The sequence below is a fragment of the Nonomuraea purpurea genome (assembly GCF_042650645.1).
Lineage (GTDB): Bacteria > Actinomycetota > Actinomycetes > Streptosporangiales > Streptosporangiaceae > Nonomuraea > Nonomuraea purpurea.
Genome location: NZ_JBHSBI010000028.1, coordinates 1 through 21,159 on the forward strand (window position 1 = coordinate 1; position 21,159 = coordinate 21,159).

At 69.7% G+C, this 21,159-nt stretch carries 17 protein-coding genes; 6 read left to right on the forward strand and 11 right to left on the reverse strand.

The window, feature by feature from the left end; genetic code table 11:
* Positions 1-269 precede the first annotated feature (269 nt).
* From ACFOY2_RS40050 to ACFOY2_RS40060, 3 genes are all read right to left on the reverse strand, one after another.
* Positions 270-1,331: a zinc-dependent alcohol dehydrogenase family protein gene (locus ACFOY2_RS40050; protein ID WP_379533334.1), complete on the reverse strand. Its 1,062-nt coding sequence runs from the start codon at positions 1,329-1,331 to the stop codon at positions 270-272.
* 475 nt (positions 1,332-1,806) lie between these two features.
* Positions 1,807-2,700, reverse strand: coding sequence for a helix-turn-helix transcriptional regulator (locus ACFOY2_RS40055; protein ID WP_379533335.1), 894 nt, complete (start codon positions 2,698-2,700; stop codon positions 1,807-1,809).
* 390 nt (positions 2,701-3,090) lie between these two features.
* Complete coding sequence (locus ACFOY2_RS40060; protein ID WP_379533336.1) at positions 3,091-4,560, reverse strand: phosphodiester glycosidase family protein; 1,470 nt, start codon at positions 4,558-4,560, stop codon at positions 3,091-3,093.
* 258 nt (positions 4,561-4,818) lie between these two features.
* Between ACFOY2_RS40060 and trpS the strand changes: the two genes are divergently transcribed.
* The gene (gene trpS, locus ACFOY2_RS40065; protein ID WP_379533337.1) at positions 4,819-5,781 is read left to right on the forward strand and encodes a tryptophan--tRNA ligase; all 963 of its coding nucleotides are present in this window, start codon (positions 4,819-4,821) and stop codon (positions 5,779-5,781) included.
* Here trpS and ACFOY2_RS40070 read toward each other — a convergent pair.
* The 5 genes from ACFOY2_RS40070 to ACFOY2_RS40090 all read right to left on the reverse strand — a co-directional run bounded on the left by ACFOY2_RS40070 (position 5,778) and on the right by ACFOY2_RS40090 (position 11,325).
* A complete protein-coding gene (locus ACFOY2_RS40070; protein WP_379533338.1) occupies positions 5,778-6,797 on the reverse strand; it encodes a methyltransferase in 1,020 nt (339 codons plus the stop codon). The genes trpS and ACFOY2_RS40070 overlap by 4 nt on opposite strands.
* A gap of 10 nt (positions 6,798-6,807) precedes the next feature.
* A complete protein-coding gene (locus ACFOY2_RS40075) occupies positions 6,808-7,194 on the reverse strand; it encodes a cupin domain-containing protein (RefSeq protein ID WP_379533339.1) in 387 nt (128 codons plus the stop codon).
* 114 nt (positions 7,195-7,308) lie between these two features.
* Positions 7,309-8,925: a PucR family transcriptional regulator gene (locus tag ACFOY2_RS40080; protein WP_379533340.1), complete on the reverse strand. Its 1,617-nt coding sequence runs from the start codon at positions 8,923-8,925 to the stop codon at positions 7,309-7,311.
* A gap of 57 nt (positions 8,926-8,982) precedes the next feature.
* Complete coding sequence (locus ACFOY2_RS40085) at positions 8,983-10,611, reverse strand: AMP-binding protein (RefSeq protein WP_379533341.1); 1,629 nt, start codon at positions 10,609-10,611, stop codon at positions 8,983-8,985.
* Positions 10,612-10,623: 12 nt separating this feature from the next.
* Positions 10,624-11,325: a TetR/AcrR family transcriptional regulator gene (locus ACFOY2_RS40090; protein ID WP_379533342.1), complete on the reverse strand. Its 702-nt coding sequence runs from the start codon at positions 11,323-11,325 to the stop codon at positions 10,624-10,626.
* Between the two features lie 55 nt (positions 11,326-11,380).
* On the opposite strand from ACFOY2_RS40090, the gene ACFOY2_RS40095 reads away from it, so the two are divergent.
* Positions 11,381-12,829 carry an MFS transporter gene (locus ACFOY2_RS40095; RefSeq protein WP_379533343.1) on the forward strand — a complete coding sequence of 483 codons (1,449 nt, stop codon included), beginning with the start codon at positions 11,381-11,383 and terminating at the stop codon, positions 12,827-12,829.
* On the opposite strand, the gene ACFOY2_RS40100 is transcribed toward ACFOY2_RS40095, so the two are convergent.
* Positions 12,826-13,524 (reverse strand): alternative oxidase, encoded by a 699-nt coding sequence (locus ACFOY2_RS40100; protein ID WP_379533344.1) that lies wholly within the window; start codon positions 13,522-13,524, stop codon positions 12,826-12,828. The two genes, ACFOY2_RS40095 and ACFOY2_RS40100, sit on opposite strands and share 4 nt — an antisense overlap.
* 236 nt (positions 13,525-13,760) lie before the next feature.
* Here ACFOY2_RS40100 and ACFOY2_RS40105 point away from each other — a divergent pair, with 236 nt between their 5' ends.
* From ACFOY2_RS40105 to ACFOY2_RS40115, 3 genes are all read left to right on the forward strand, one after another.
* Entirely contained in the window at positions 13,761-15,041 is a 1,281-nt protein-coding gene (locus ACFOY2_RS40105) for an aspartate aminotransferase family protein (protein WP_379533345.1), read from the forward strand.
* Positions 15,038-16,543, forward strand: a complete 1,506-nt coding sequence (locus tag ACFOY2_RS40110; RefSeq protein ID WP_379533346.1) for a CoA-acylating methylmalonate-semialdehyde dehydrogenase — start codon at positions 15,038-15,040, stop codon at positions 16,541-16,543. The genes ACFOY2_RS40105 and ACFOY2_RS40110 overlap by 4 nt, the downstream gene beginning before the upstream one ends.
* A 108-nt stretch (positions 16,544-16,651) precedes the next feature.
* Entirely contained in the window at positions 16,652-17,722 is a 1,071-nt protein-coding gene (locus ACFOY2_RS40115; protein WP_379533347.1) for an extracellular solute-binding protein, read from the forward strand.
* Between the two features lie 123 nt (positions 17,723-17,845).
* Here the strand turns inward: ACFOY2_RS40115 and ACFOY2_RS40120 are convergent, their stop codons facing one another.
* Positions 17,846-18,046, reverse strand: a complete 201-nt coding sequence (locus tag ACFOY2_RS40120; protein WP_379533348.1) for a hypothetical protein — start codon at positions 18,044-18,046, stop codon at positions 17,846-17,848.
* Between the two features lie 211 nt (positions 18,047-18,257).
* Positions 18,258-19,586, reverse strand: coding sequence for a 4-aminobutyrate--2-oxoglutarate transaminase (gene gabT / locus ACFOY2_RS40125; protein WP_379533349.1), 1,329 nt, complete (start codon positions 19,584-19,586; stop codon positions 18,258-18,260).
* A gap of 91 nt (positions 19,587-19,677) precedes the next feature.
* Between gabT and ACFOY2_RS40130 the strand changes: the two genes are divergently transcribed.
* The gene (locus tag ACFOY2_RS40130; RefSeq protein ID WP_379533350.1) at positions 19,678-21,141 is read left to right on the forward strand and encodes a PucR family transcriptional regulator; all 1,464 of its coding nucleotides are present in this window, start codon (positions 19,678-19,680) and stop codon (positions 21,139-21,141) included.
* Positions 21,142-21,159: the final 18 nt, after the last annotated feature.

A 21,159-nucleotide genomic window follows, 5' to 3' on the forward strand; every position in this document is an offset into this window, starting at 1 on the left:
GGGCCCGACGCCTTGTGTGTCGGGCCCTTTCTGTTTTTCGTGGTGGGAGGGTTTTCAGCTTCGGTTTCCGGGGTTGGGGGCCCTCCCTTTTTGTTGTGTGGTTTGAGGGCTTCGCGCCGGTGCGTGGGGCTCTTTTCTTTTTGTGCGCCCTCTCCGACGCCGGCCAGCGCGGCGCCTACGACAGCGACACCACGGCCACGGCATGTCGCTCAACGCCGGCCGCGTCGCCGCGCTCCACGGCAGCGGGCGAAGGGCGGACGCGTCCGGACCTACGGGCGGAGGAGCACTTTGATCGCGCGGCGTTCGTCCATGGCAGCGTAAGCGGCGGGGATGTCGGACAGGGGCATCTCCGCGTCGAACACGCGTCCTGGTTGGATGGTGCCGTCCAGGACGTCGATCAGGAGTTCGTCGAGGTAGTTGCGGACGGGGGCGACGCCGCCGCGCACGCCGACGTTGGAGCTGAACATCGTGCCGACTTCGAGGGGACCGCCGTAGGGCACGCCGACGAAGCCGACTTGACCGCCTGGCCGCGCCGAGCGCAGCGCCTGGTCCATCGACTCCTTCGTACCGACGCATTCGAGGACGACGTCCGGGCCGATTCCGTCGAACATCTCCTTGACCTTGGCGACGCCCGCCTCGCCTCGCTCGGGGACGATGTCGGTCGCACCGAACTGGCGGGCGAGTTCCTGACGGTCGGCGTGCCGGGACATGGCGACGATGCGTGCCGCCCCGAGGCGTTTGGCGGCGATGACGGCGCAGAGTCCGACCGCGCCGTCGCCGACCACGGCGACGGTTGAGTCCTTGCTCACGCCACCGGAGACGGCGGCGTGGTGGCCGGTGGGCATGACGTCGGACAACGTCAGCAGAGCCGGGATGAGGGACGGGTCGGGCCGGCCGGGGACGACGACGAGCGTGCCGTCGGCGAGTGGGACGCGTACGCGCTCGCCCTGGCCGGCGTCCGCGGAGCCCCCGGTCTGGGGATCGCTGCCCCAGAACCCGCCGTGGAGGCAGTGGACGCTCCAGCCGTTACGGCAGTTGAGGCAGGTGTTGTCGCAGATGTGGAACGGAGCGATCACGAAGTCGCCGACGCGAACATTCTCGACGTTCGTGCCGATCTCCTCGACGATGCCGACGAACTCATGTCCGATGCGCCGGGGCGCCTCGACCTTGTCGATACCGCGGTAGGGCCATAGGTCCGAACCGCAGACGCAGGAGGCGGCGACGCGGACGATCGCATCCAGCCCGCTGCCTGGTCCGTCGGTCGCCAGGACCGGATCCGGGACGTTCTCGAGACGAACATCTCGGTCGCCGTGAATGATTGCGGCCTGCATATTTCTCCCTTAATAGTCATTTATGTCGTTTCCGCGTAGTCCACGCTAGGGACGGGATCGCGGGAGTGGGAGTCACTCTTAGTGACCCCCAAGCGCGTTGAACCGGCGAGCGGCAAGACTCGGCGCCAGGCGGGGGTTGCGGCGCATCGGGCCGATCGCGGGAGGACGGGCGGGAACCCTTGTGCGCGATTCGGTCGGGGAGTGATCATCGGGGTGCCGTCACGCGGGAAAGATCACCGGATAGCCGTCAAGGGCCTCGCCGTCGCATGAATCCGTCGCGTGAATGGAGGGTCGGAGCGGTGGCGCCTTCGAACCACGAACCGCGGAGCAGCAGAACCGGAAGCCAGCCGCAGAGCGCCCAAGACCCCGCGCGCCGACCGCGGCGGTCCGGGACCTGGGGGTGCTTGTCTCGGAGGTCCAGACCGCCTCGGATCCGGCCAAGTGGGAAAGCCGTCCCTTGTCTGGGAGATCTCGCTTACGCGTTATGGGCTGTGCGCCACTGTGCGTACTGGTCGTTCGTGTCGTCGCGCGCCCAGAGCGCCAGAAGCTTCAGAGAGTCGTGGGCGGGCGTGCCGGGCTCGGGGTTGTAGACCAGGATTGACAGGTCCGGGTCGGCAGCGAGATACAGGCTCTCGTACGGCAGGTCCATGCGGCCGACGATCGGGTGGTCGACCGGCTTGGTCCCACTCGAGTGGCGGTGCACGTTCTGAGACGCCCACCGCGTGGCGAACTCGTCATTGTCGAGGAGATCCTCGATGAGATCGGCGAGGTCGTGATCGTGCGGCTGCACGCCGAGCTCCGCGCGCAGGATCGCGGCGATGTTGTCGGCGACAGAACTCCAGTCGACCCACAGGGCGCGGGCCGCCGCCTCGTTCCTGAAGTGGAACCAGGCGGCGTTCACCGGGGCGCGGGTACCGTCGTACATCGGCGCGTACAGGGCCCGGCCGACCAGGTTGGCGGCGACGATGTCCAGGCGCTTGTTCAATGCGAATGCCGGCACGTCACCGAGCGCGTCCAGCAGGTACTGCACCTGCGGCCGCACGTGCCTCACGATCCGCACAGATGCGCCGCCCTCGCTCGAAGCCAGAAACAGCCGGCCAAGGTGCTCACGTTCGACGTCGTCGAGGCGCAGCACCCGCGCGACGGCATTGATGACCGACGGTGACGCGCCCGCCGCGTCGCCACGCTCCAGGCGGGTGTAGTACTCGACGCTGATGCCCGCCAGCAGAGCGACCTCCTCCCGGCGCAGACCCTTCACCCTGCGCCGAGGGTCGTGCCCGGGGATGCCGACGTCGCCGGGGGTCACACGGGCGCGCCGAGTCAGCAGGAAATCCCGGATCCGAGTGCGAATCTCGCTGTCGCCAGCCATACCTCCAGGTTATGAGCATGGACGGCCCAAGAGGGAGTCACTCTCAATGCCTCTCACCGCAGCGAGGTCCATGCCCCAGCGTCCGGAGGGAGCCGGAGGCTTTGTCCACCGGCACCAGGGTACGAAGGCGATTGGTGTGTGCCCGGCATTTCGCCGTGCACTGTTCCTCAGGATCGCTGAGCCAATCAGAGACGCTGAGCACATCCGGTCCCCCACGGGGGTCGTCAGGGTGGTCAACGAGGTGCCGAAGAGCGTGTTGCGGTCACGGGTCGCCGTGCGTTCCTGCGGGCGCTGCTGCGAGGGCTTCGTCTGCGGTGCCGACGTGCGGGTGATACCTGGACCTGCGCGCCGCCATGCCCCCGATGGGGGACACGGCGGCGGCTTCGAGAGTTACTTGGGCAGGACCAGGAGGGCGTCGCCGACGCCGCGTTCTGCCCCGTCGGAGGGGCGGTTGACCAGTTTGCCGTCGACGACCATCGCCGTCGAGCCGCCGCCGTCCAGGTTGATGGCCTGCTTGGCGCCCAGCCAGCGCATGAACTGGGCGGCCTCGTGGAAGTTCGCCCCGACCGTCATGCCGGGGTTGCGGCCGTCGATGGTGGCCAGGATCAGGCTGCCGTTCTTGGTGAGGCCGAGCAGCGTGCGCGGGTGACGGCGCAGGATCATGTTCATGGAGTCGTGGCCGTCGAGTTTGGCCGTGATCTTGACCTTGCCGTTCCTGACCAGGCCGACGCCGCCGGCGATCACGTGCAGGTCGGGGGTCAGGCTGAGCGCCTTCTTGGTACGCAGGTCCACGACCTTGGTCTCGACCTTGACCGTCGAGTCCGCCGTGGCGTGTTCGTTGACCCAGTCGGCGGCGATGCCGTTGCCGTGCAGCACCCGCGTGCCCTTGGCCACCGCCGCGCCCGAGGTGCGCAGGGCGACGACCTTGCCGCCGGCGTCGAGGACGGCGTCGGTGCCGCCGCTGGGGGTCTTGGCCCCGTACTCCTCGGTGTAAAGGATCAGCTCGTCCGTCGCGGCGGCCCGGTTGACGCCGTTGACGTCGCTCTTCTGGCCGTCCTGGGCGGCTGCGGTGACGGTCGTCTTGACCTCGGTGATCTTGGCGCTGCGGCCCTTGAGCACCACGGCCGAGCGGCCGGGGACGGCCTCGCTCAGCAGCCTGCCGCCGACCACGGACGCGCCGACGGGCTCGCCGCGCAGGTTCTTGGCGGTGTGGATGTTGAAGAAGCCGCCGTTGACGCCGACCACAGCGCCCCCGGCCTTGGCCATCGCGGAGACGGTCTCGCGCTCGGCGACGCTGGTGCCGAGTGAGGCCGCGTACGAGCCGCGGAACGTCTTCGCGTCGATCATGACGACCTTGGCGTCCCACGGTCCCGTGGTTTGGAGCCCGTCGTCGCCGACGTAGTCGACCTTGACCTTCAGGCCCGCGTCCTTGAGCTTCTTGGCCGTTTCCTCGGCCTTCTTCTTGTCGTCGAGCTTCCACAGCCCGACCCGGACCATGTAAGCGGTCTGGGAGGGGGCGTCGGCGACGGACGGGCGGACCAGCTTCTGCAGGCTGGGCGTCTCCCCCGTGGCCTCCACCTCGGCGACCTTGGCCTCGGCGGTGGGGAGCGTCCCGTAGTCGCGGCCGCTCGGCATGAGAACGGTCACCGTGTAACCGTCGGTCGACGTGCCCGCCTTCACGTCGTACAGGTCGATGCCCTGCGTCACGGCCTTCATGGTCTTGGTCGGCACGGGCTGGGCGCCCAGCGGGAACTTGGCCGACGGGAACCTCACCGACTGCTGCGTCGCCGAGGCGGGCAGCGTGGTGAAGGTGAGTGCCGCGGCTATGGCCAGGCCGCCGGCGAGGGTGCGTCGAGACATGGATTCTCCAGAGGGCGGAAAAGGGACCGCACCATCCTGACGAGATCAAGGTCGGCCAGGCAGCCGAACACGCCAATAGATCGCGGCGTTACAAGATTGACACCGCAGCCGGATACAATTCGTGTATGACACGCATCAGCATGTGGTGGCGGCCGGCAGACGGCCGCTGATCACCCATGCTGTGGGCCGTCCTGGAGACGGCCCCCTCGACGTGTGCGGGTCTCTCTGGACGGCATGACCTGAAGGAGACAGACCCCCATGAACGACCTTGTGCTCACCGGAGACCGCCCGACCGGGCCGCTGCACCTGGGCCACTATTTCGGCTCGCTGGCCAACCGGGTGAGACTGCAGGACGCCTGTCCGATGTACGTCCTGGTCGCCGACTATCAGGTGATCACCGATCGTGACGTGCCCGGCGAGATCCAGCGCAACATCACCGACCTGCTGCTCGACTATCTGGCCGTCGGGATCGACCCGGCCAAGGTGACGATCTTCCAGCACAGCGCCGTCCCCGAGCTGAACCAGTTGCTGCTGCCCTTCCTCAGCCTGGTGTCGGTGGCCGAGCTGCGCCGCAACCCCACCGTCAAGGACGAGATCGCGCACAGCTCGCAGCAGGCGGTCAGCGGGCTGATGTTCACCTATCCGGTGCACCAGGCGGCCGACATCCTGTTCTGCAAGGGCACGCTGGTGCCCGTCGGCAAGGACCAGCTTCCGCATCTGGAGGTGACGCGGATGGTGGCCCGGCGCTTCAACGAGCGTTACGGCGAGGTGTTCCCGCTGCCCGAGGCCATGATGGGCGAGCAGCCGCTGCTCAAGGGGCTCGACGGCGGCAAGATGAGCAAGAGCCGAGGCAACGCGATCGCCCTGTCCGCCACCGAGGACGAGACGGCCGCCCTCATCCGCAGGGCCCGCACTGACTCGGAGCGGCTGATCACGTTCGAGGAGGAGCGGCGTCCCGAGGTGGCGAACCTGCTCACGCTGGCCGGGCTCTGTCTCGGCCGCCCGCCGCGCGACCTCGCCGAGGAGATCGGCGACGGCGGTGCCGCCGTGCTCAAGGGCCTGGTCACCGAGGCGGTCAACGAGTTCCTGCGGCCGATCAGGAAACGGCGTCGCGAGCACACCGAGGCGGATGTCAGGCGGATCCTGGCCGAGGGCAATGCGGTGGCTCGCGAGCGGGCGATCGCCACGCTGGAGGAGGTGAGGGCCGCGATGGGTTTCTAGGTTCTGGCGACGGCCAGTTCCGTGGTCACCGAGCGCAGCGGGCGGCGGTGGCGGGGCCTGCGGAAGCCCGCCTCCCGCAGCAGTTGCGCCACTTCGGCGAAGCCGCGCACCCGGCCGCCCGTCGCGACCAGGTAGTTCAGGTCCAGCAGGTGCAGCAGGGCGCGGCTGGAGCGTCCTGGCATGAGGCTGTCGCCGAACTGGTCGCCGACCACGATCGCGCCACCGGGGTTGAGCGCCGCCGCCAGCCGTCGCAGCAGCGTCGCGGCCTCCTGGTCGCCGAGGCCGTGCAGGACGTTGAACAGCAGGACGGCGTCGTACCCGCCGCCCAGATCGTCGTCCAGGAACGAGCCGGGACGCGGCGTCAGCCGGGGGTGGCCCGCCGCCGACTGGAGCGCCCCGGGCAGGTCCAGCACCGTGGCCCGCAGGAGGGGATGGCGGCGCAGCAGTTCCAGGCTGAAGACGCCGTGGCCGCCGCCCACGTCGAGCACGTGTCCGCCGCCGCGTGGCACGGGGACGGCTCTGGCCGCCGCCGGGGCCTGCCGCCTGGCCAGCGCGGCCGTCCACGCCTGGAATGAGCGCGACAACTCGGGATCGTTCTCCAGCAGGTCGTAGAAGGGCGTGGCGGGCGACCCGTCACGTAACGCCCTCTCCATGCGCGGCCAGATGACGCAGGCGGTACGTTCCCAGAACTCCAGCCCCGCCACCAGCGACGTCGGTGAGTCCGTGGTGAACCACAACCGCGAGGCGCGGGTCAGCCGGTAGCGGCCACCTCGGCCGCGCAGGTAGCCGAGCCCGGCCAGGACGCGTAACAGCACGTCCGCCGCGTGGGGGTCGAGGTCGAGTGTGGTGGCGAGTTCGGCGCAGGTCGCCGGCCGCTCGCGCAGGGCGTCGAAGATCCCCATCCTGGCCGCGGCGACGAGCGCGTGCAGCCCAAGGGTGTGGAAGTAGTCGAACATGGGCGGCACGAGCGACAGCCGATGCGCTGTCGCCTCCAGAGCGTTGAAGAAGAGGGGCACACCCGCGACGCTAAGCGCGGGCCTGGCTCCTCTGGTAGACCTTGCGCAGCGTCTCGTGCACGATCCACGTCGTCTTGGCGCCCTCGGCCAGCAGGCACACGTCTCCCGGGCCGACCTCGATCGTGGTGCCGCCCTCGACGGCGATGGTGGCCCGGCCCGACAGCACGACGAAGATCTCGTCGCTCTCCACGTCCGTCACGACGCCAGGGGTGATCTCCCGGATGCCCCGGCCGCCGCCCAGTTCCAGCGAGGAGACGGCGGGGTCGCCTGCCACGATCTGCTCGGGGGAGAGCTCGTCCGGGGTCAGCCGTACGTCGTGGACGGGCACGGAGAAGGCACCGGCGGTCGCGAGCATGCGGCCGAGGTCGTCCAGGTCTGGCACCAGCACATCAGACATATCGCTCATTCCAGCACATTAATCCGAGTAGCGAGCGACGGTGTGACAAGGACCATGGAAGAACTCCGGGGCGTCGGACCCTGACCGCCACCTTCGACGGCCTCAGGTGACGGGTCAGCGGGACTCTCGGCGGAAGGACTCCAGGGCCAGCAGGGCCACGTGGAGCGACAGGCACGACTCGACGTCGTCGAGGTCGGTGTCGAGGATGCGTTCGAGCCGTCGCAGCCGATCGTAGAAGGCCGGCCTGGACAGATGGGCCTTCTGCGCGGCCACCGCCTTGTTGCGTCCGGCGTCGAGATAGATGCGCAGGATGCGGGTGAGGTCGCCGCCGCGCTGCGCGTCGTGGGCCAGCAGCGGCCCCAGCTCCCGCTCGGCGAACGTCTGCAGCCTGGCGTCGTCGCGCAGCAGGTGGAGCAGCCCGCGCAGGCGCAGGTCGGGCAGCCGGTAGAAGGCCCGGCCGTCGGGCTGGCGGACCGCGACGTCGGCCACCTGCTCGGCTTCGAGGAAGCTGCGGCGTACGTCCCTGATGGACTCCACCACCGAGCCTGCCGCCAGCACGAACGCCGAGCCGGGCCGCCACAGCACGCGCAGCCGGTCGGCGAGCGTCGTCAGCGCGGGCTCGGCCTGGGCGCGTGGCGGGAGCGGCAGCAGGATGCCGACGCGTTCCTGGTCGAGCGCGCCCACCAGGGCGGGCAGGCGGGCGTCGCGGCAGGCGGCGGCGGTGGCCTCGGCCAGCTCGCCGAGCTGGGCCTGGCCGTCGAGGGCCTGGTCGGCGGGGTCGGTCGGCCGGATGACGACGCTGATCAGCTTGCGGCCCGTGAGCGGCACGCCGGCGGCGCGGGCGCGGGCCGCGGCCTCGTCGGGGTCGGCGTAGGCGTGGGTCAGGATGCCGGTGATGATCGTGCCGTGGGCCTGGCGTTCGAGTGACTCCTGGTGGCGTTCGAGCAGGCGGCCCAGCGCGAGCGTGGTGGCGGCGCGTTCGGCCAGCACCATGTCGCGCGGTGACGGCGGAGTGTCGCAGATCAGGATGAGCCGCCCCCAGTCCTGCCCGCGCGCCCCGACCGTGGTGACCAGCCAGCCGGAGGCCGGATCGTAGGCGGTGCGCTCGGCCGGCGCCACCGCCCGCGACCTGGTCTCCCAGCCGGCCAGCAGGGAGCCCGCGTCGCGTCCCGCGGACTCGCAGGCCAGTACCTGGTGGGCGAGGTTCTCCAGCAGCACGGGGCGGCCGGACAGCCGGGCCACCTGGGCCAGCACCTCGGCCGGCGAGGCGCCCTCGACCGACAGCTCGGTGAAGACCTCGTGAAGCTGGTCGGAGGCGCGCAGCTCCTCAAGCTGGATGTCGATGATCCGGGCGTGCACGGACTCGGTGATCTGCACGAACGGCGTCTCGCGGGTCAGCACGATCACCGGCAGGCCGTGTTCCTCGGCTGTCTTGACCACGGCGCGCGGCAGCTCGCGGACGAACCTGCGGCCCAGCTCCACGATCAGCCCCGAGGCCCCGACGGAGGAGAGTTCGCCGATGTAGTCGGCGAGTTTCTCCGGGTCCTCGGGGAGGGCGACGCCGGTGGTGAGCACCAGTTCCCCGCCGCGCAGGAGTTGGGCGATGTCGGCGATCTCGCCGACGTGCACCCACCGCACCTTGGTGTCGAGCCGGTCGGCGCCCGCGACCACGCGCGGGCTGCCCCGGCGTACGGTCTCCAGGGCGAGGACGTCGGCAATGGTGGGCAACACGGGGCAGAGCCTAGCCGATCAACTTGTAAGAGCGGCCATGTGCCAATTTACGCTTTGTCACTGGTTAAGGTCCTCTTCCCTGAATTCCGCCCTGGGTTCACGCACCCGCAGCTCCACCCGGCGGATCTTCCCGGAGATCGTTTTGGGCAACTCGCCGAACTCCAGCCGGCGAATCCGCTTGTACGGCGCCAGTTCCCTGCGGCAGTGCTCGAAGATCGACCGGGCGGTGGCCGCGTCCGCCTCGGCCCCGGGGGCCAGGGTCACGTACGCCTTCGGCACCGCCAGCCGTACCGGGTCGGGCGCGGGCACCACGGCCGCCTCCGCGACCGCCGCGTGCTCCAGGAGCACGCTCTCCAGCTCGAACGGCGAGATGCGGTAGTCGGAGGCTTTGAAGACGTCGTCGGTTCTGCCCACGTAGGTGATGTAGCCGTCCTGGTCGCGGGTGGCGACGTCGCCGGTGTGGTAGAAGCCGCCGCGCATGGATTCACTCGATCCACCAACATATCCGGACATGAGGCCCAAGGGGCGGCGGTCGTCCAGCGGCAGGCAGATCTCCCCGTCGTCCCCGGGCTCGCCGCTGACGGGGTCGAGCAGCACGACGTCGTACCCGGGCAGCGGCCGGCCCATCGACCCCGGCCTGACCGGCTCCCCCGGAGCGTTGCCGATCTGCGCGGTGGTCTCGGTCTGGCCGTAGCCGTCCCTGATCGTGATGCCCCACGCCTTGTCCACCTGGTCGATGATCTCCGGGTTGAGCGGCTCGCCGGCGGCCACCGCCGTACGCAGGGGCAGCTTCCAGGCCGTCAGGTCCTCCTGGATGAGCATCCGCCACACGGTCGGCGGCGCGCAGAACGTGGTCACCCGCTCCTGCCGCAGCACCTCCAGCAGCGCGGGGGCGGAGAAACGCTCGTAGTCGTGGACGAGCACGGTGGCCCCGGCGTTCCACGGCGCGAACACGTTGCTCCACGCGTGCTTGGCCCACCCGGAGGAGGAGACGTTGAGGTGCACGTCGCCGGGCCGCAGCCCGATCCAGAACATGGTCGACAGGTGCCCGGCCGGATAGGAGGCGTGCGTGTGCTCGACCAGCTTCGGCTGGGAGGTCGTGCCGGAGGTGAAGTAGAGCAGCAGGGTGTCGCCCGAGCGGGTCGGCGCGTCGGGGGTGAACAGCGGGCTCGCCTCGTAGGCGTCGTGGTACGGCAGCCAGGAGCCGGCGTCACCGACGGCGATCTTCGTGTGGTCGCCGTCCCCGAACTTGCCCGCGTCGGCCGCGTCCGCGATCACGTGGGAGACGCGGCCGCGTTCGATGCGTTCGGCGATGTCCTTGGCGGTCAGCAGCGTGGTGGCCGGGATGATGACCGCGCCCAGCTTCATCGCGGCCAGCACCGACTCCCACAGCTCGGCCTGGTTGCCCAGCATGAGCAGGATCCGGTCGCCCCTGCGCACCCCCTGCCCGCGCAGCCAGTTGGCGACCTGGTTGGAGCGCGCGGTCAGCTCGGCGAAGGTGGAGGAGGCCGGGCGCGAGCCCACGATCTTCAGAGCGACGGCGTCGGGGGTCTCGGCGGTCAGCACCCCGTCGAACCAGTCGAGCGCCCAGTTGAAGCCTTCGAGGTGCGGCCAGCGGAAGTCGCGGCGGGCGGTGGCGGGATCGGCGTCGAGGAGGAAGTCGCGGGCGGCACGGAATTCGCTCATGCCCGGATCCTGCTACGTCGTCAGCCGCCGCTCAAGGCCGTCGAGCACCGAGGTGAGCCCGAAGTCGAAGGCGGTCTCGCGGATGGCCTGCGGGTCGTCGTAGGCATCCAGGTTGATGCGCTCAAGCATGCCGGGAAAGTCTTTGACCACCCTGGCGACCTGCGCGCGCATCTCGTCGGCGTCGTACTGGCGCTCGCCCATGACGGTGTTCCACGCGACCTCGGGGGTGGTCATGCCGTAGATGTAGGCGGTGAGCGCGCTCCCGGCGTACTCGACGTCGATCCCCTGGAAGCCGGCCGAGATGAATATCCGGCGCAGCCGGTCGGCGATCTGGAGGGCGTTCGGGCCGAGCGCGGGCATGCGGCCGAGGAGGTCGGCCGACCACGGGTGGCGCAGCATCACGATGCGCATGCTGCGGGCCAGGGCCGAGGCCGCCTCGCGCCAGCCCGCCTCCTCCGGTTCGGGCACGCTCATCTCGCCCCACACCTGGTCGTAGACCAGTTCAAGGAGTTCGTCCTTGTGGGAGACGTGCCAGTAGAGGCTGGTGGCGCCTGCCTGCAACTTCGCGCCGAGTTTGCGCATGCTCAGCCCGGCCAGCCCCTCCTCGTCGAGCAGCGCGACGGCCGCGTTGACGATCTCTTCGCGGCTGAGGCCGGGGCTGGTGGCCTTGCGCGGCTCGCGAAGCCAGACGGAGGAGAACTGCTTGCCGGTCATCCTCCAAGGATAAATCCATTCGTACAGTGTGCGAGAGTTGTCGTACAGTGTGCGAGTGAACTCGAACACTGTACGAGACCCCCGTCGCTGGTGGATCCTCGTGGTCCTCTGCTTGGCGCTGCTGGTGCTGGTCGTCGACAACACCGTGCTCAACCTCGCGATCCCCTCGCTGAGCGAGGAGATGGGCGCGACACCGTCCGACATCCAGTGGATCATCAACGCCTACGTGCTGGCCTACGCGGGGCTGCTGCTCACCTCGGGCAGCCTGAGCGACAAGTACGGCCGCCGCCTGTTCCTGATCATCGGCCTGGTGTTCTTCGGTGGCGCGTCACTGGTCGCGGTGCTCGTCACCGAGCCGTGGCAACTGATCGCCGCGCGGGCCCTGATGGGCATCGGCGGCTCGATCATGATGCCCTCGACGCTGTCGATCCTGATGACCGTGTTCGACGAGAGCGAGCGGCGCAAGGCCATGGCGGCCTGGAGCGCCGTGGCCCTGGTCGGCATGGTCTCCGGCCCGACGCTGGGCGGCTTCCTGCTGGAGCACTACTGGTGGGGCTCGGTCTTCCTGCTGAACATCCCGATCGCGGCGATCGCCATCGCGGCCGCCGTCGTGCTCATGCCCGAGACCCGCAGCGAGGGCCGCAGGATCGACCCCGTGGGCGTGGTGCTGTCCGTCGTGGGCCTGACCTCGGCGGTCTATGTGATCATCGAGAGGGAGTGGAACGTCCCCGTCATCGCGCTGGCCGTCATCGCCCTGGGCGCGTTCGTGATCTGGGAGCGCAGGCAGGTGGAGCCGATGTTGCCGCTCCACCTGTTCGCCAACCGCAACTTCAGCGGCGCGTCCTTCTCGATCCTGCTGATGGCGTTCGGCGCGGGCTCCGTGATGCTGATGCTCACCCAGTACCTGCAGTTCGTGCTGGGCTTCGGGGAGATGCAGGCCGGCCTGGCCATGCTGCCCTACGCCGTGGCCGCGGCCATCTTCAACGGCGTGGGCGCGGGGCTCGGCCGGCGGCTCAGCAACCGGGTGCTGATCGGCGCCGGGCTGCTGCTGATGGCAGGAGGCTTCGTCGTGATGGCCTTCACCACCAGCTACATGGAGCTGCTGATCGGGTTGGTGATCATGGGGATCGGCGGCGGTCTGGCCGGTCCTTCCGCCTACGCCTCGCTCATGGGGGCCATCCCGATGGAGCACGCCGGGGTCGGCTCCGCGCTCAACGACACCGTCCAGCAGGTCGGCATGGCGCTGAGCATCGCGATCCTGGGCAGCGTGCTGGCCGGGCGGTACACCTCCGAGATGCCCGCCGACCTGCCCGCGGCCGCCAGGGAGTCGATCGGCGCCGCCCATCCGATGGGCTTCGGCGAGGCCGCCAACCAGGCGTTCACCTCGGCCATGCACCTGGGCGCATGGGTCGGCGCCGCCTTCTGCGTGGCCGCCGCCCTGCTCGCATTGGCCGTGCTGCGCCCCGCCAAACCGGCCGCCGCCCCCGAGCCGGCGCAGGTCTAGCGCACACGGGGCTCTCGCATGCTCTCCAAGCTGTCGAGCTTGTGGCAGCGCTCGTCGTGGCCGATCTGCCTGAGCAGGTCGGCCACCGAGCGGAAGCGGCCGTACTCGGCGGCGTACGTGCCGGGGTCGGGCACGAACTCCAGGTCGGGGTTGTCCGCCACGAACGTCATGTACTCGTGCTCGGCGTGGTCCTCGAACTCCGCGTTGAGCCGGTAGCTCCAGTCGGGCCTGACCAGGAACAGCACCCAGGACACGTGGTAGTAGAAGAACGCGATCAGCCAGGGCGCGGCCTTGTGCAGCAGCCACGTCTGCCTCTGCCCGCTGCGCTGCACCAGGTCCTGCATGATCAGCAGGTGCCACTGCTCGTTGTCCTGGTCGGCGCGGGCCTCCACGATCCGCTCGAAGACCCGCCTGGCCAGCGCGGAGCGGCCCGCGTGCCGGTGCACGGCCCAGTAGCCCATCCGCTCCCACGCCTGGTAGGGCACGCGGGCGATGATCTCCAGCATGGCGAACTTCGTGTATGAGCCCTTCGGGCCGTACATGAGGTCCACAGGCTTGAACATCATCCTGGCCAGCGGGCTGTAGCTCATGCGCGGGGTGTCGAGGGTGTCCTGCTGGGCCCGGCGCAACTGGTCGCGGTCGAGCTTGGGCGGGCCGGACGGGGCCTCGGGGCGGTTGTCGACGGTGACGGTCATCTCGATGTCTCCTTCATCTCGGATGACTCGATCGTGGCCGAGAGCAGTGGCCCCGGTCGTCGCCCTGAAGTCGGCTTTCGCGATGCCCCGGGCGGCGTAGCGAGCTCGCGTTCCGTACATCGCCAGGCGCACGGGACATCCCCTAAGGGGCGGACTTACACCGTGTAAGGTGAATTGACCGTACGCCGACAGGTTGCGGATAGGAGGGCGAGGTCCAGAAAGGGATACTCGATAACATGTCGGAGCTTCTCGCGCGCCACCGGGCTGTCATGCCCAACTGGTTGGCACTCAACTACAACGACCCCATCGAGCTCGTCAGCGGCAAGGGCAACCGCGTCATCGACGCCGACGGCAAGAGCTACCTCGACTTCTTCGCCGGCATCCTGACCAACATGATCGGCTACGACGTGCCGGAAGTACGCGAGGCCGTCGAGCGCCAGATCGCCACCGGCGTGGTGCACACCAGCACCGTCTACCTGCTACGCGGCCAGATCGAGCTCGCGGAGAAGATCGCGCGGCTGTCCGGCATCCCCGACGCCAAGGTCTTCTTCACCAACTCGGGCACCGAGGCCAACGAGACCGCGCTGCTGCTGGCCACCTACGCGCGCAAGAGCGACCAGGTCCTCGCCATGCGCCAGAGCTACCACGGGCGCAGCTTCGGCGCGGTCAGCGTCACCTCCAACCGGTCGTGGAAGAACAACTCGCTCTCCCCGCTCAACGTGCACTTCCTGCACGGCGCCGACCGGCACCTCACCCAGTTCAAGGGCCTGTCGGACGCCGACTACATCGCCGCGTGCGTGGACGACCTGCGCCACGTGCTGGCCACGGCCGTCTCCAACGACGTGGCGGCGCTCATCGCCGAGCCGATCCAGGGCGTCGGCGGATTCACCATGGCGCCCGACGGGCTGTTCGCCGCCTACAAGGAGGTCCTCGACGAGCAGGGCATCCTGTTCATCTCCGACGAGGTCCAGACCGGCTGGGGACGGACCGGCAGCGCGTTCTTCGGCATCGGGAACCACGGCGTGACCCCCGACATGATCACCTTCGCCAAGGGGCTCGGCAACGGCTTCGCCGTCGGCGGCGTCGTGGCGCGCGGCGACCTGATGGACGCCCCGCACGCCGTGGGCCTGTCCACGTTCGGCGGCAACCCCGTCTCCATGGCCGCCGCCAACGCCACCCTCGACTACGTGCTCGACCACGACCTGCAGGCCAACGCGGCGCGCACCGGCGAGATCATCCTGCGCGGCCTGCACCAGGCCGCCGAGCGTCTGCCCGTGGTCAAGGGCGTGCGCGGCAAGGGCCTGATGTTCGCCGTCGAACTCCAAACCCCCGCCCAGGCCGCCCGCTTCATGGAGGAGACCAAGAAGGCGGGCCTGCTGGCGGGCAAGGGCGGCCTGTACGGCACCGCCATCCGCATGGCCCCGCCGCTCACCCTGACGGTGGACGAGGCGACCGAGGGCCTGGGGATCATCGTCCACGCACTCGACATCATCAACGCGGAGGCTGCGGACCAGTGAAGACGGTCAGGCATTGGATCAACGGGGCGCTCGCCGACGGCGACCCCCGTACCTCGGAGCTCTACAACCCGGCGAACGGCGAGGTCGCCGGGCACGTGACGATGGCCTCCGCGGCGGACGTGGACGCGGCCGTGGCCGCCGCCACGGCGGCCTTCCCCGCCTGGCGTGACTCCTCGCTCGTCAAGCGGTCGCAGGTGCTGTTCCGCTTCCGCGAGCTCATGCACGCCCACCGCGACGAACTGGCCGCGCTGATCTCCGCCGAGCACGGCAAGGTGCACTCCGACGCGCTCGGCGAGGTGGCCCGCGGCCTGGAGGTCGTGGAGTTCGCCTGCGGGATCCCGCACCTGCTCAAGGGCGGCTTCTCCGAAGGCGTCTCGACCCGGGTCGACTCCTACTCGATCCGGCAGCCGCTGGGCGTCGTGGCCGGGATCACGCCGTTCAACTTCCCCGCCATGGTGCCGATGTGGATGTACCCGATCGCGATCGCGTGCGGGAACGCGTTCGTGCTCAAGCCGTCGGAGAAGGACCCGTCGGCGTCGCTGCTCATGGCGCGGCTGTGGCAGGAGGCCGGGCTGCCCGACGGCGTCTTCAACGTCGTGCAGGGCGACAAGGTCGCCGTGGACCGGCTGCTTGAGCACCCCGACGTGCGCGCGGTGTCGTTCGTCGGCTCCACCCCGATCGCCAAGTACGTCTACGAGCGCGGCACCGCGCACGGCAAGCGCGTCCAGGCGCTCGGCGGGGCCAAGAACCACATGCTCGTGCTGCCCGACGCCGACCTCGACCTGGTCGCCGACTCGGCGGTGTCGGCAGGGTTCGGCTCGGCGGGGGAGCGGTGCATGGCGATCTCCGTCGTGCTGGCCGTCGACCCGGTCGGCGACGAACTCGTCCAGAAGATCGTCGAGCGGGTCGAACGGCTCGTGATCGGCCCTGGCGACAACCCCGAGTCCCAGATGGGGCCGCTGGTCACCGAGGCCCACCGCGACAAGGTCGCCTCCTACCTCGACCTCGGCGTCGAGGAGGGCGCCAAGCTGGTCGTCGACGGCCGCGAGAGCGAGGTGCTCGGCGGCGGCAAGGCCTCGGAGGCCAAGGGGTTCTGGCTCGGGCCGACGGTGCTCGACCACGTGCCCGCCGGCTCGCGTACGCACATCGACGAGATCTTCGGCCCGGTGTTGTCGATCGTGCGCGTCGGCTCGTACGAGGAGGGCCTGGAGCTGATCAACGGCGGCCTGTACGGCAACGGCACCGCGATCTTCACCAACGACGGCGGCGCGGCCCGGCGCTTCCAGAACGAGGTCGAGGTCGGCATGGTCGGCATCAACGTGCCCATCCCGGTGCCGATGGCCTTCTACAGCTTCGGCGGCTGGAAGGCCTCGCTGTTCGGCGACACGCACGTGCACGGCACCGAGGGTGTGCACTTCTACACCCGGGGCAAGGTCGTGACCTCCCGCTGGCTCGACCCGTCCCACGGCGGAGTGAACCTGGGCTTCCCCACGAACAGGTAAGCGACGATTCCCGACGGGAGGGACGCGCATCCCTCCCGTCCGAGTCCCGGTAAGCTCCAGGCCACTGGGACAGAGGGGGACATCGTGAAACGTCGTCGCACTAATGCCATGGCGCTCGCCGTAACGGCGCTGGTCGCCGGCATGGGCGCGGCGGCCCCCACACCGACGCCGACGCCCACCCCGAGCGCCACGCAGAGCGACGGCACGCTGCAGATCCTCACCTATCGCGGTTACGCCGAGTACGGCGGCGTCAGTCCCAAGGTCAACTGGATGTCCTCGTTCGAGAAGGAGACCGGTTGCCGGGTCGCCAGGCAGGACTCCGTCCAGAGCGCGCAGGAGATGGCAGCCAGGGTCAAGGAGCGGCCCTACGACGTGATCTCCGCCGGGCCGGTGCTGGCGAGCGAACTCATCGAGGACAAGCAGGTGCAGGCCATCGATCCGGCCAAGGTGGCCGACTACAAGGACGTCGACGAACGCTTCCGCGACATGGTGACGGTGTCGGGCAAGGTCTACGGGGTGCCCTACCTGTGGGGGTTCCACGAGTTCATCTACGACTCCAGCAGGGTCAAGGGCGATCTGCGGCAGGCGTTCGCCTCCAACCGGGTGGCGCTGCGCGACAGCCCGCTGACGATCGCCGACGCCGCGCTGGCCGAAGGGTCGTCGGGGGATCCGTTCGAGCTGAGCAAGGAGCGGCTCGACCGTGCCATGGGGCTGCTCGACCAGGCCAAGGACCGCACGTACTGGGCCAACCCGATCGACCTCGTCACCGGGTTCGCCACCGGATCGCTCGACTACGCCCAGGCCACCCCGTACTACCGCCTTCTCCTGGAGAAGGCCGGCAAGCCGGTCAGGGCGCTCCCGACGCGCAAGACCACCGGATGGGTGGACTCCTGGATGCTCGGCGCGAACGTCTCCGACACCACCTGCGCCTACCGGTGGCTCAACTGGGTGAGCGCGCCCGAGGCGCAGCGTGACGCCGCCGCGTGGGCGGGGCTGGCGCCGGCCAACGACAAGGCGTGCAAGGGGCGGGCCAGGCCGATGTGCGACCTGTACGGGAGAGGCAAGAAGCTCGACCGGATCGCCTTTGCCGTACGGCCTCCCGGGGGTTGCCGGGCGGATGACGGGGAATGCACTGACTATGCCGCCTGGACCGAACGGTGGCGGCAGCTCTCCGAGTGATTGGGGCCCGCCGGCCCCACCGTGCGCGGGCGCGCCCCCTCCCCCCGCTGGGCGCGGCCTGCGGAGACGCCCCGGGCCTTCCCCTCTGTCCCGGGGCGTCTCGCTCACGGGGTTACGGGGCTTTCAGCGGGATGGGAAGGCGACGACCGTGGCCTTCGGGGCGGGCAGGAGCGCCTCGGCGCAGTCGCCGCAGGCGAAGACCGCGGAGTCGTCGGGCAGCCGGCCCACGCGCATGCGCGGACGCGGCCACCTCTTGTGGCAGACGACGCAGGAGTCGCCCTCTCGCTGGGCCGGGCTCAGGCCTTCAGGGTCGAACGTCAACATACTCTGCGCCGTTCTGGTCGGACCCCAGTTCATCACGCTCCCCGATGCCATCGACCATCCGTATGTCGCAACCGTTATAACCCTGACCGAGGCCGTGAGCGTCTAGCTGAGCGTCAAGTCAGGGTGAATTCTCTACCCGACCGACGTCAGTTAACCCAACAAAATCGGGCATCCAGCCGCAAGCCGGATGCCCGATTCGTTGGGTTTTATTCTAGAGCTCGGATATCGCCTTCTCCAGAATGCCCAAGCCCTCCTCGAGCAGGTGTTCGGGGATGACGAGGGGCGGCAGGAAGCGCAGGACGTTGCCGTACGTGCCCGCCGTCAGCACCAGCAGGCCCTCGGCGTGGCAGCGCTTGACGACCTCCGCCACGGCGGCCGGGTTCGGGTCCTTGGTGCCCGGCTGGACCAGCTCGATCGCGATCATCGCGCCACGGCCCCGCACGTCGCCGATCACGTCGAAGCGTTCCTGGAGAGCCTTCAGTCGCGGGAGCATGATGTCGCCGATGCGGCGGGCCCTGGCGACCAGGTCCTCCTCCTCGATCGTCTCCAGCACGCCGAGGGCGGCCTCGCAGGCCAGGGGGTTGCCGCCGTAGGTGCCGCCGAGGCCGCCGGCGTGCACCTCGTCCATGATCTCCGCCCGGCCCGTCACGGCGGCCAGCGGCAGGCCGCCCGCGATGCCCTTGGCCGTGGTGATGATGTCGGGGACGACGCCCTCGTCCTCGCAGGCGAAGAGCGTGCCCGTCCTGGCGAAGCCGGTCTGCACCTCGTCGGCCACGAACACGATGCCGTTGGCCTTGCAGAACTCCGCGATGCGCGGCAGGAAACCCTTGGCCGGCACGATGAACCCGCCCTCGCCGGCGATCGGCTCGATCACCACGGCGGCCACGTTCTCGGCGCCGATCTGCTTGGTGATCAGATCGATGGCCTGTTCGGCGGCCTCCTGCGCGCAGTTCTCCGGCCCGCCCGGCCAGCGGAACGGATACGCCAGCGGCGCCCGGTACACCTCCGGTGCGAACGGCCCGAACCGGTGCTTGTACGGCATGTTCTTGGCCGTCAGCGTCATCGTGAGCAGCGTGCGGCCGTGGTAGCCGTGGTCGAACACCACGACGGCCGGCCTGCCGGTGGCGTGCCTGGCGATCTTGACCGCGTTCTCCACGGCTTCGGCGCCCGAGTTCACCAGGAACGTACGCTTGTCGTGGTCTCCCGGGGTCAGCTCGTTGAGCTTCTCGCACACCCGCACATACGACTCGTACGGAGTGACCATGAAACAGGTGTGGGTGAAGTCGGAAACCTGCTTCTGGACGCGGTCGACGACCTTGGGCGCGGCGTTGCCCACGTTCGTGACGGCGATGCCGGAGCCGAAGTCGATCAGTGAGTTCCCGTCGGCGTCCTGCACCACGCCGCCGCCGGCGCGGGTGACGAAGACCGGCAGGGTGGTGCCGATGCCGGGCGGGACGGCGGCCTGCTTGCGGGCCAGCAACTCCTGGGACTTGGGGCCGGGGATCGCGGTCACGAGGCGCCGCTCCTGGGGAATGCTCATGCTTTGACGCTACGGCGGGCTCCCACCTGCGCCGATACGTCGATATGTCACACTAAGGGTGTTCGTCTTTGCCAGAATGGATAAACCTCGCATGCCGCCTTCGCTCCAGACCGTGGTGCGCCGCATGGGCCTGCGGCCGCTGGCCGGGATCACCGGTCGCGGGGCGCTGAACGCGGCCGTGCGCTGGGTGGCGGTCAGCGAACTGGCCGATCCTACGCCGTACCTGGAGGGTGAGGAGCTGCTGCTCACCACCGGGATGCGGATGGAAGGCGACTTGAGCGGATATGTCGCCCGGCTGGTGGCCCGCGGTGTTACCGGGCTCGGCTTCGGCGTCGGCGTCTCCCACGAGCAGACGCCCGCCGCCCTCGTCACCGCCGCCGACGAGGCCGGGCTGCCACTGCTGGAGGTGCCGCGCGAGACGCCGTTCATCGCGATCGGCAAGGCGGTCAGCGAACTCCTGGCCGCCGAGCAGTACGAGGAGATCACCCGCGCCTTCGCCGCCCAAGGACGGCTCACGCGGGCGGCGCTGAAGCCGGAGGGCATGCACGCGGTCATCGACCGGCTGGCCAAGGAGATCGGCGGCTGGGCCGCGCTGCTGGACGAGGCGGGCGAGGTGCGGCACGCCACCCACGGGGCGCAGGACGTCGCCGCCGAACTGGCCCGCCTGCGCCGCCTCCCGGAACCCGGAGGCTCCGTCGCGAGCCTGGCGCTGTCCGGGCCCGGCGAGCACATCGTGGTACAGCCGCTGGGAGGCGGGGCCCGGCCGCGCGGCTTCTTCGCAGTCGGGGCCAAGCAGGCGTTCCCACCCGTGGTCCACACCGTGATCAACGCCGCGGGCTCCCTCCTGACGCTCTCCCTCGAACAGGGACGCAGCCAGCTCGCCGCCGTCCGCCGGGTCCGTTCCGCCGTGCTGGAGCTGTTGCTGGCGGGGGAGGGGGAGCGGGCGCGCGCGGTGCTGGGGCCGCTCGGGGGGCGGCTGCCGGAGGAGCCGCTGGTGGTGCTCGCGGCCGGGGCCGACGCCCTGGAGGCGTTGGAGGGCCACGGCTTCGCCGCCTTGCACGCTTCGTCGGCCGTGGCGCTCGTCACCGAGGAGGTGGCGGAGAAGGCGGGGCAGGAAGTGGACGGGCCGGTGGGCGGCAGCCTGCCCTGCGGCTACGGCGAGACCTCCCTGCGGACCGGGCTGGACCAGGCCAGACGCGCTCTGGAGGCCGCCAGAACTCGTGGAGACGGGATGACGTGGTTCCGGAAGCTGGCCGGGCAGGGCTTGCTGGGGCTGCTCGACCAGTCCGCCGCCCAGGCGTTCTCGGCGTACTCCGAGGCGCTGCTGGCCCCGCTCACCGGGTACGGCTCGCGGGTGGACCTCGTGGAGTCGCTACGGGCGTACCTGGACAGCAACGGCCACTGGGACGCGGCGGCTCAGCGGCTCGGCGTCCACCGTCACACTCTGCGTTACCGGATGAAACGCGTCACCGAGCTGCTCGCCCGCGACCTCGACGACCCCGGGGTGCGCGCCGAGCTGTGGCTCGCGCTCGAAGCCACCCAGCGCCACCGTTAGCGAGCGACGATCGGCGCT

Coding starts and splice junctions, on each gene's coding strand:
- ACFOY2_RS40050 (WP_379533334.1), bottom strand. CDS start 1,331: ATGCAGGCCGCAATCATTCACGGCGACCGAGATGTTCGTCTCGAGAAC.
- ACFOY2_RS40055 (WP_379533335.1), bottom strand. CDS start 2,700: ATGGCTGGCGACAGCGAGATTCGCACTCGGATCCGGGATTTCCTGCTG.
- ACFOY2_RS40060 (WP_379533336.1), bottom strand. CDS start 4,560: ATGTCTCGACGCACCCTCGCCGGCGGCCTGGCCATAGCCGCGGCACTC.
- trpS (WP_379533337.1), top strand. CDS start 4,819: ATGAACGACCTTGTGCTCACCGGAGACCGCCCGACCGGGCCGCTGCAC.
- ACFOY2_RS40075 (WP_379533339.1), bottom strand. CDS start 7,194: ATGTCTGATGTGCTGGTGCCAGACCTGGACGACCTCGGCCGCATGCTC.
- ACFOY2_RS40085 (WP_379533341.1), bottom strand. CDS start 10,611: ATGAGCGAATTCCGTGCCGCCCGCGACTTCCTCCTCGACGCCGATCCC.
- ACFOY2_RS40090 (WP_379533342.1), bottom strand. CDS start 11,325: ATGACCGGCAAGCAGTTCTCCTCCGTCTGGCTTCGCGAGCCGCGCAAG.
- ACFOY2_RS40100 (WP_379533344.1), bottom strand. CDS start 13,524: ATGACCGTCACCGTCGACAACCGCCCCGAGGCCCCGTCCGGCCCGCCC.
- ACFOY2_RS40105 (WP_379533345.1), top strand. CDS start 13,761: ATGTCGGAGCTTCTCGCGCGCCACCGGGCTGTCATGCCCAACTGGTTG.
- ACFOY2_RS40115 (WP_379533347.1), top strand. CDS start 16,652: ATGGCGCTCGCCGTAACGGCGCTGGTCGCCGGCATGGGCGCGGCGGCC.
- ACFOY2_RS40120 (WP_379533348.1), bottom strand. CDS start 18,046: ATGTTGACGTTCGACCCTGAAGGCCTGAGCCCGGCCCAGCGAGAGGGC.
- gabT (WP_379533349.1), bottom strand. CDS start 19,586: ATGAGCATTCCCCAGGAGCGGCGCCTCGTGACCGCGATCCCCGGCCCC.
- ACFOY2_RS40130 (WP_379533350.1), top strand. CDS start 19,678: ATGCCGCCTTCGCTCCAGACCGTGGTGCGCCGCATGGGCCTGCGGCCG.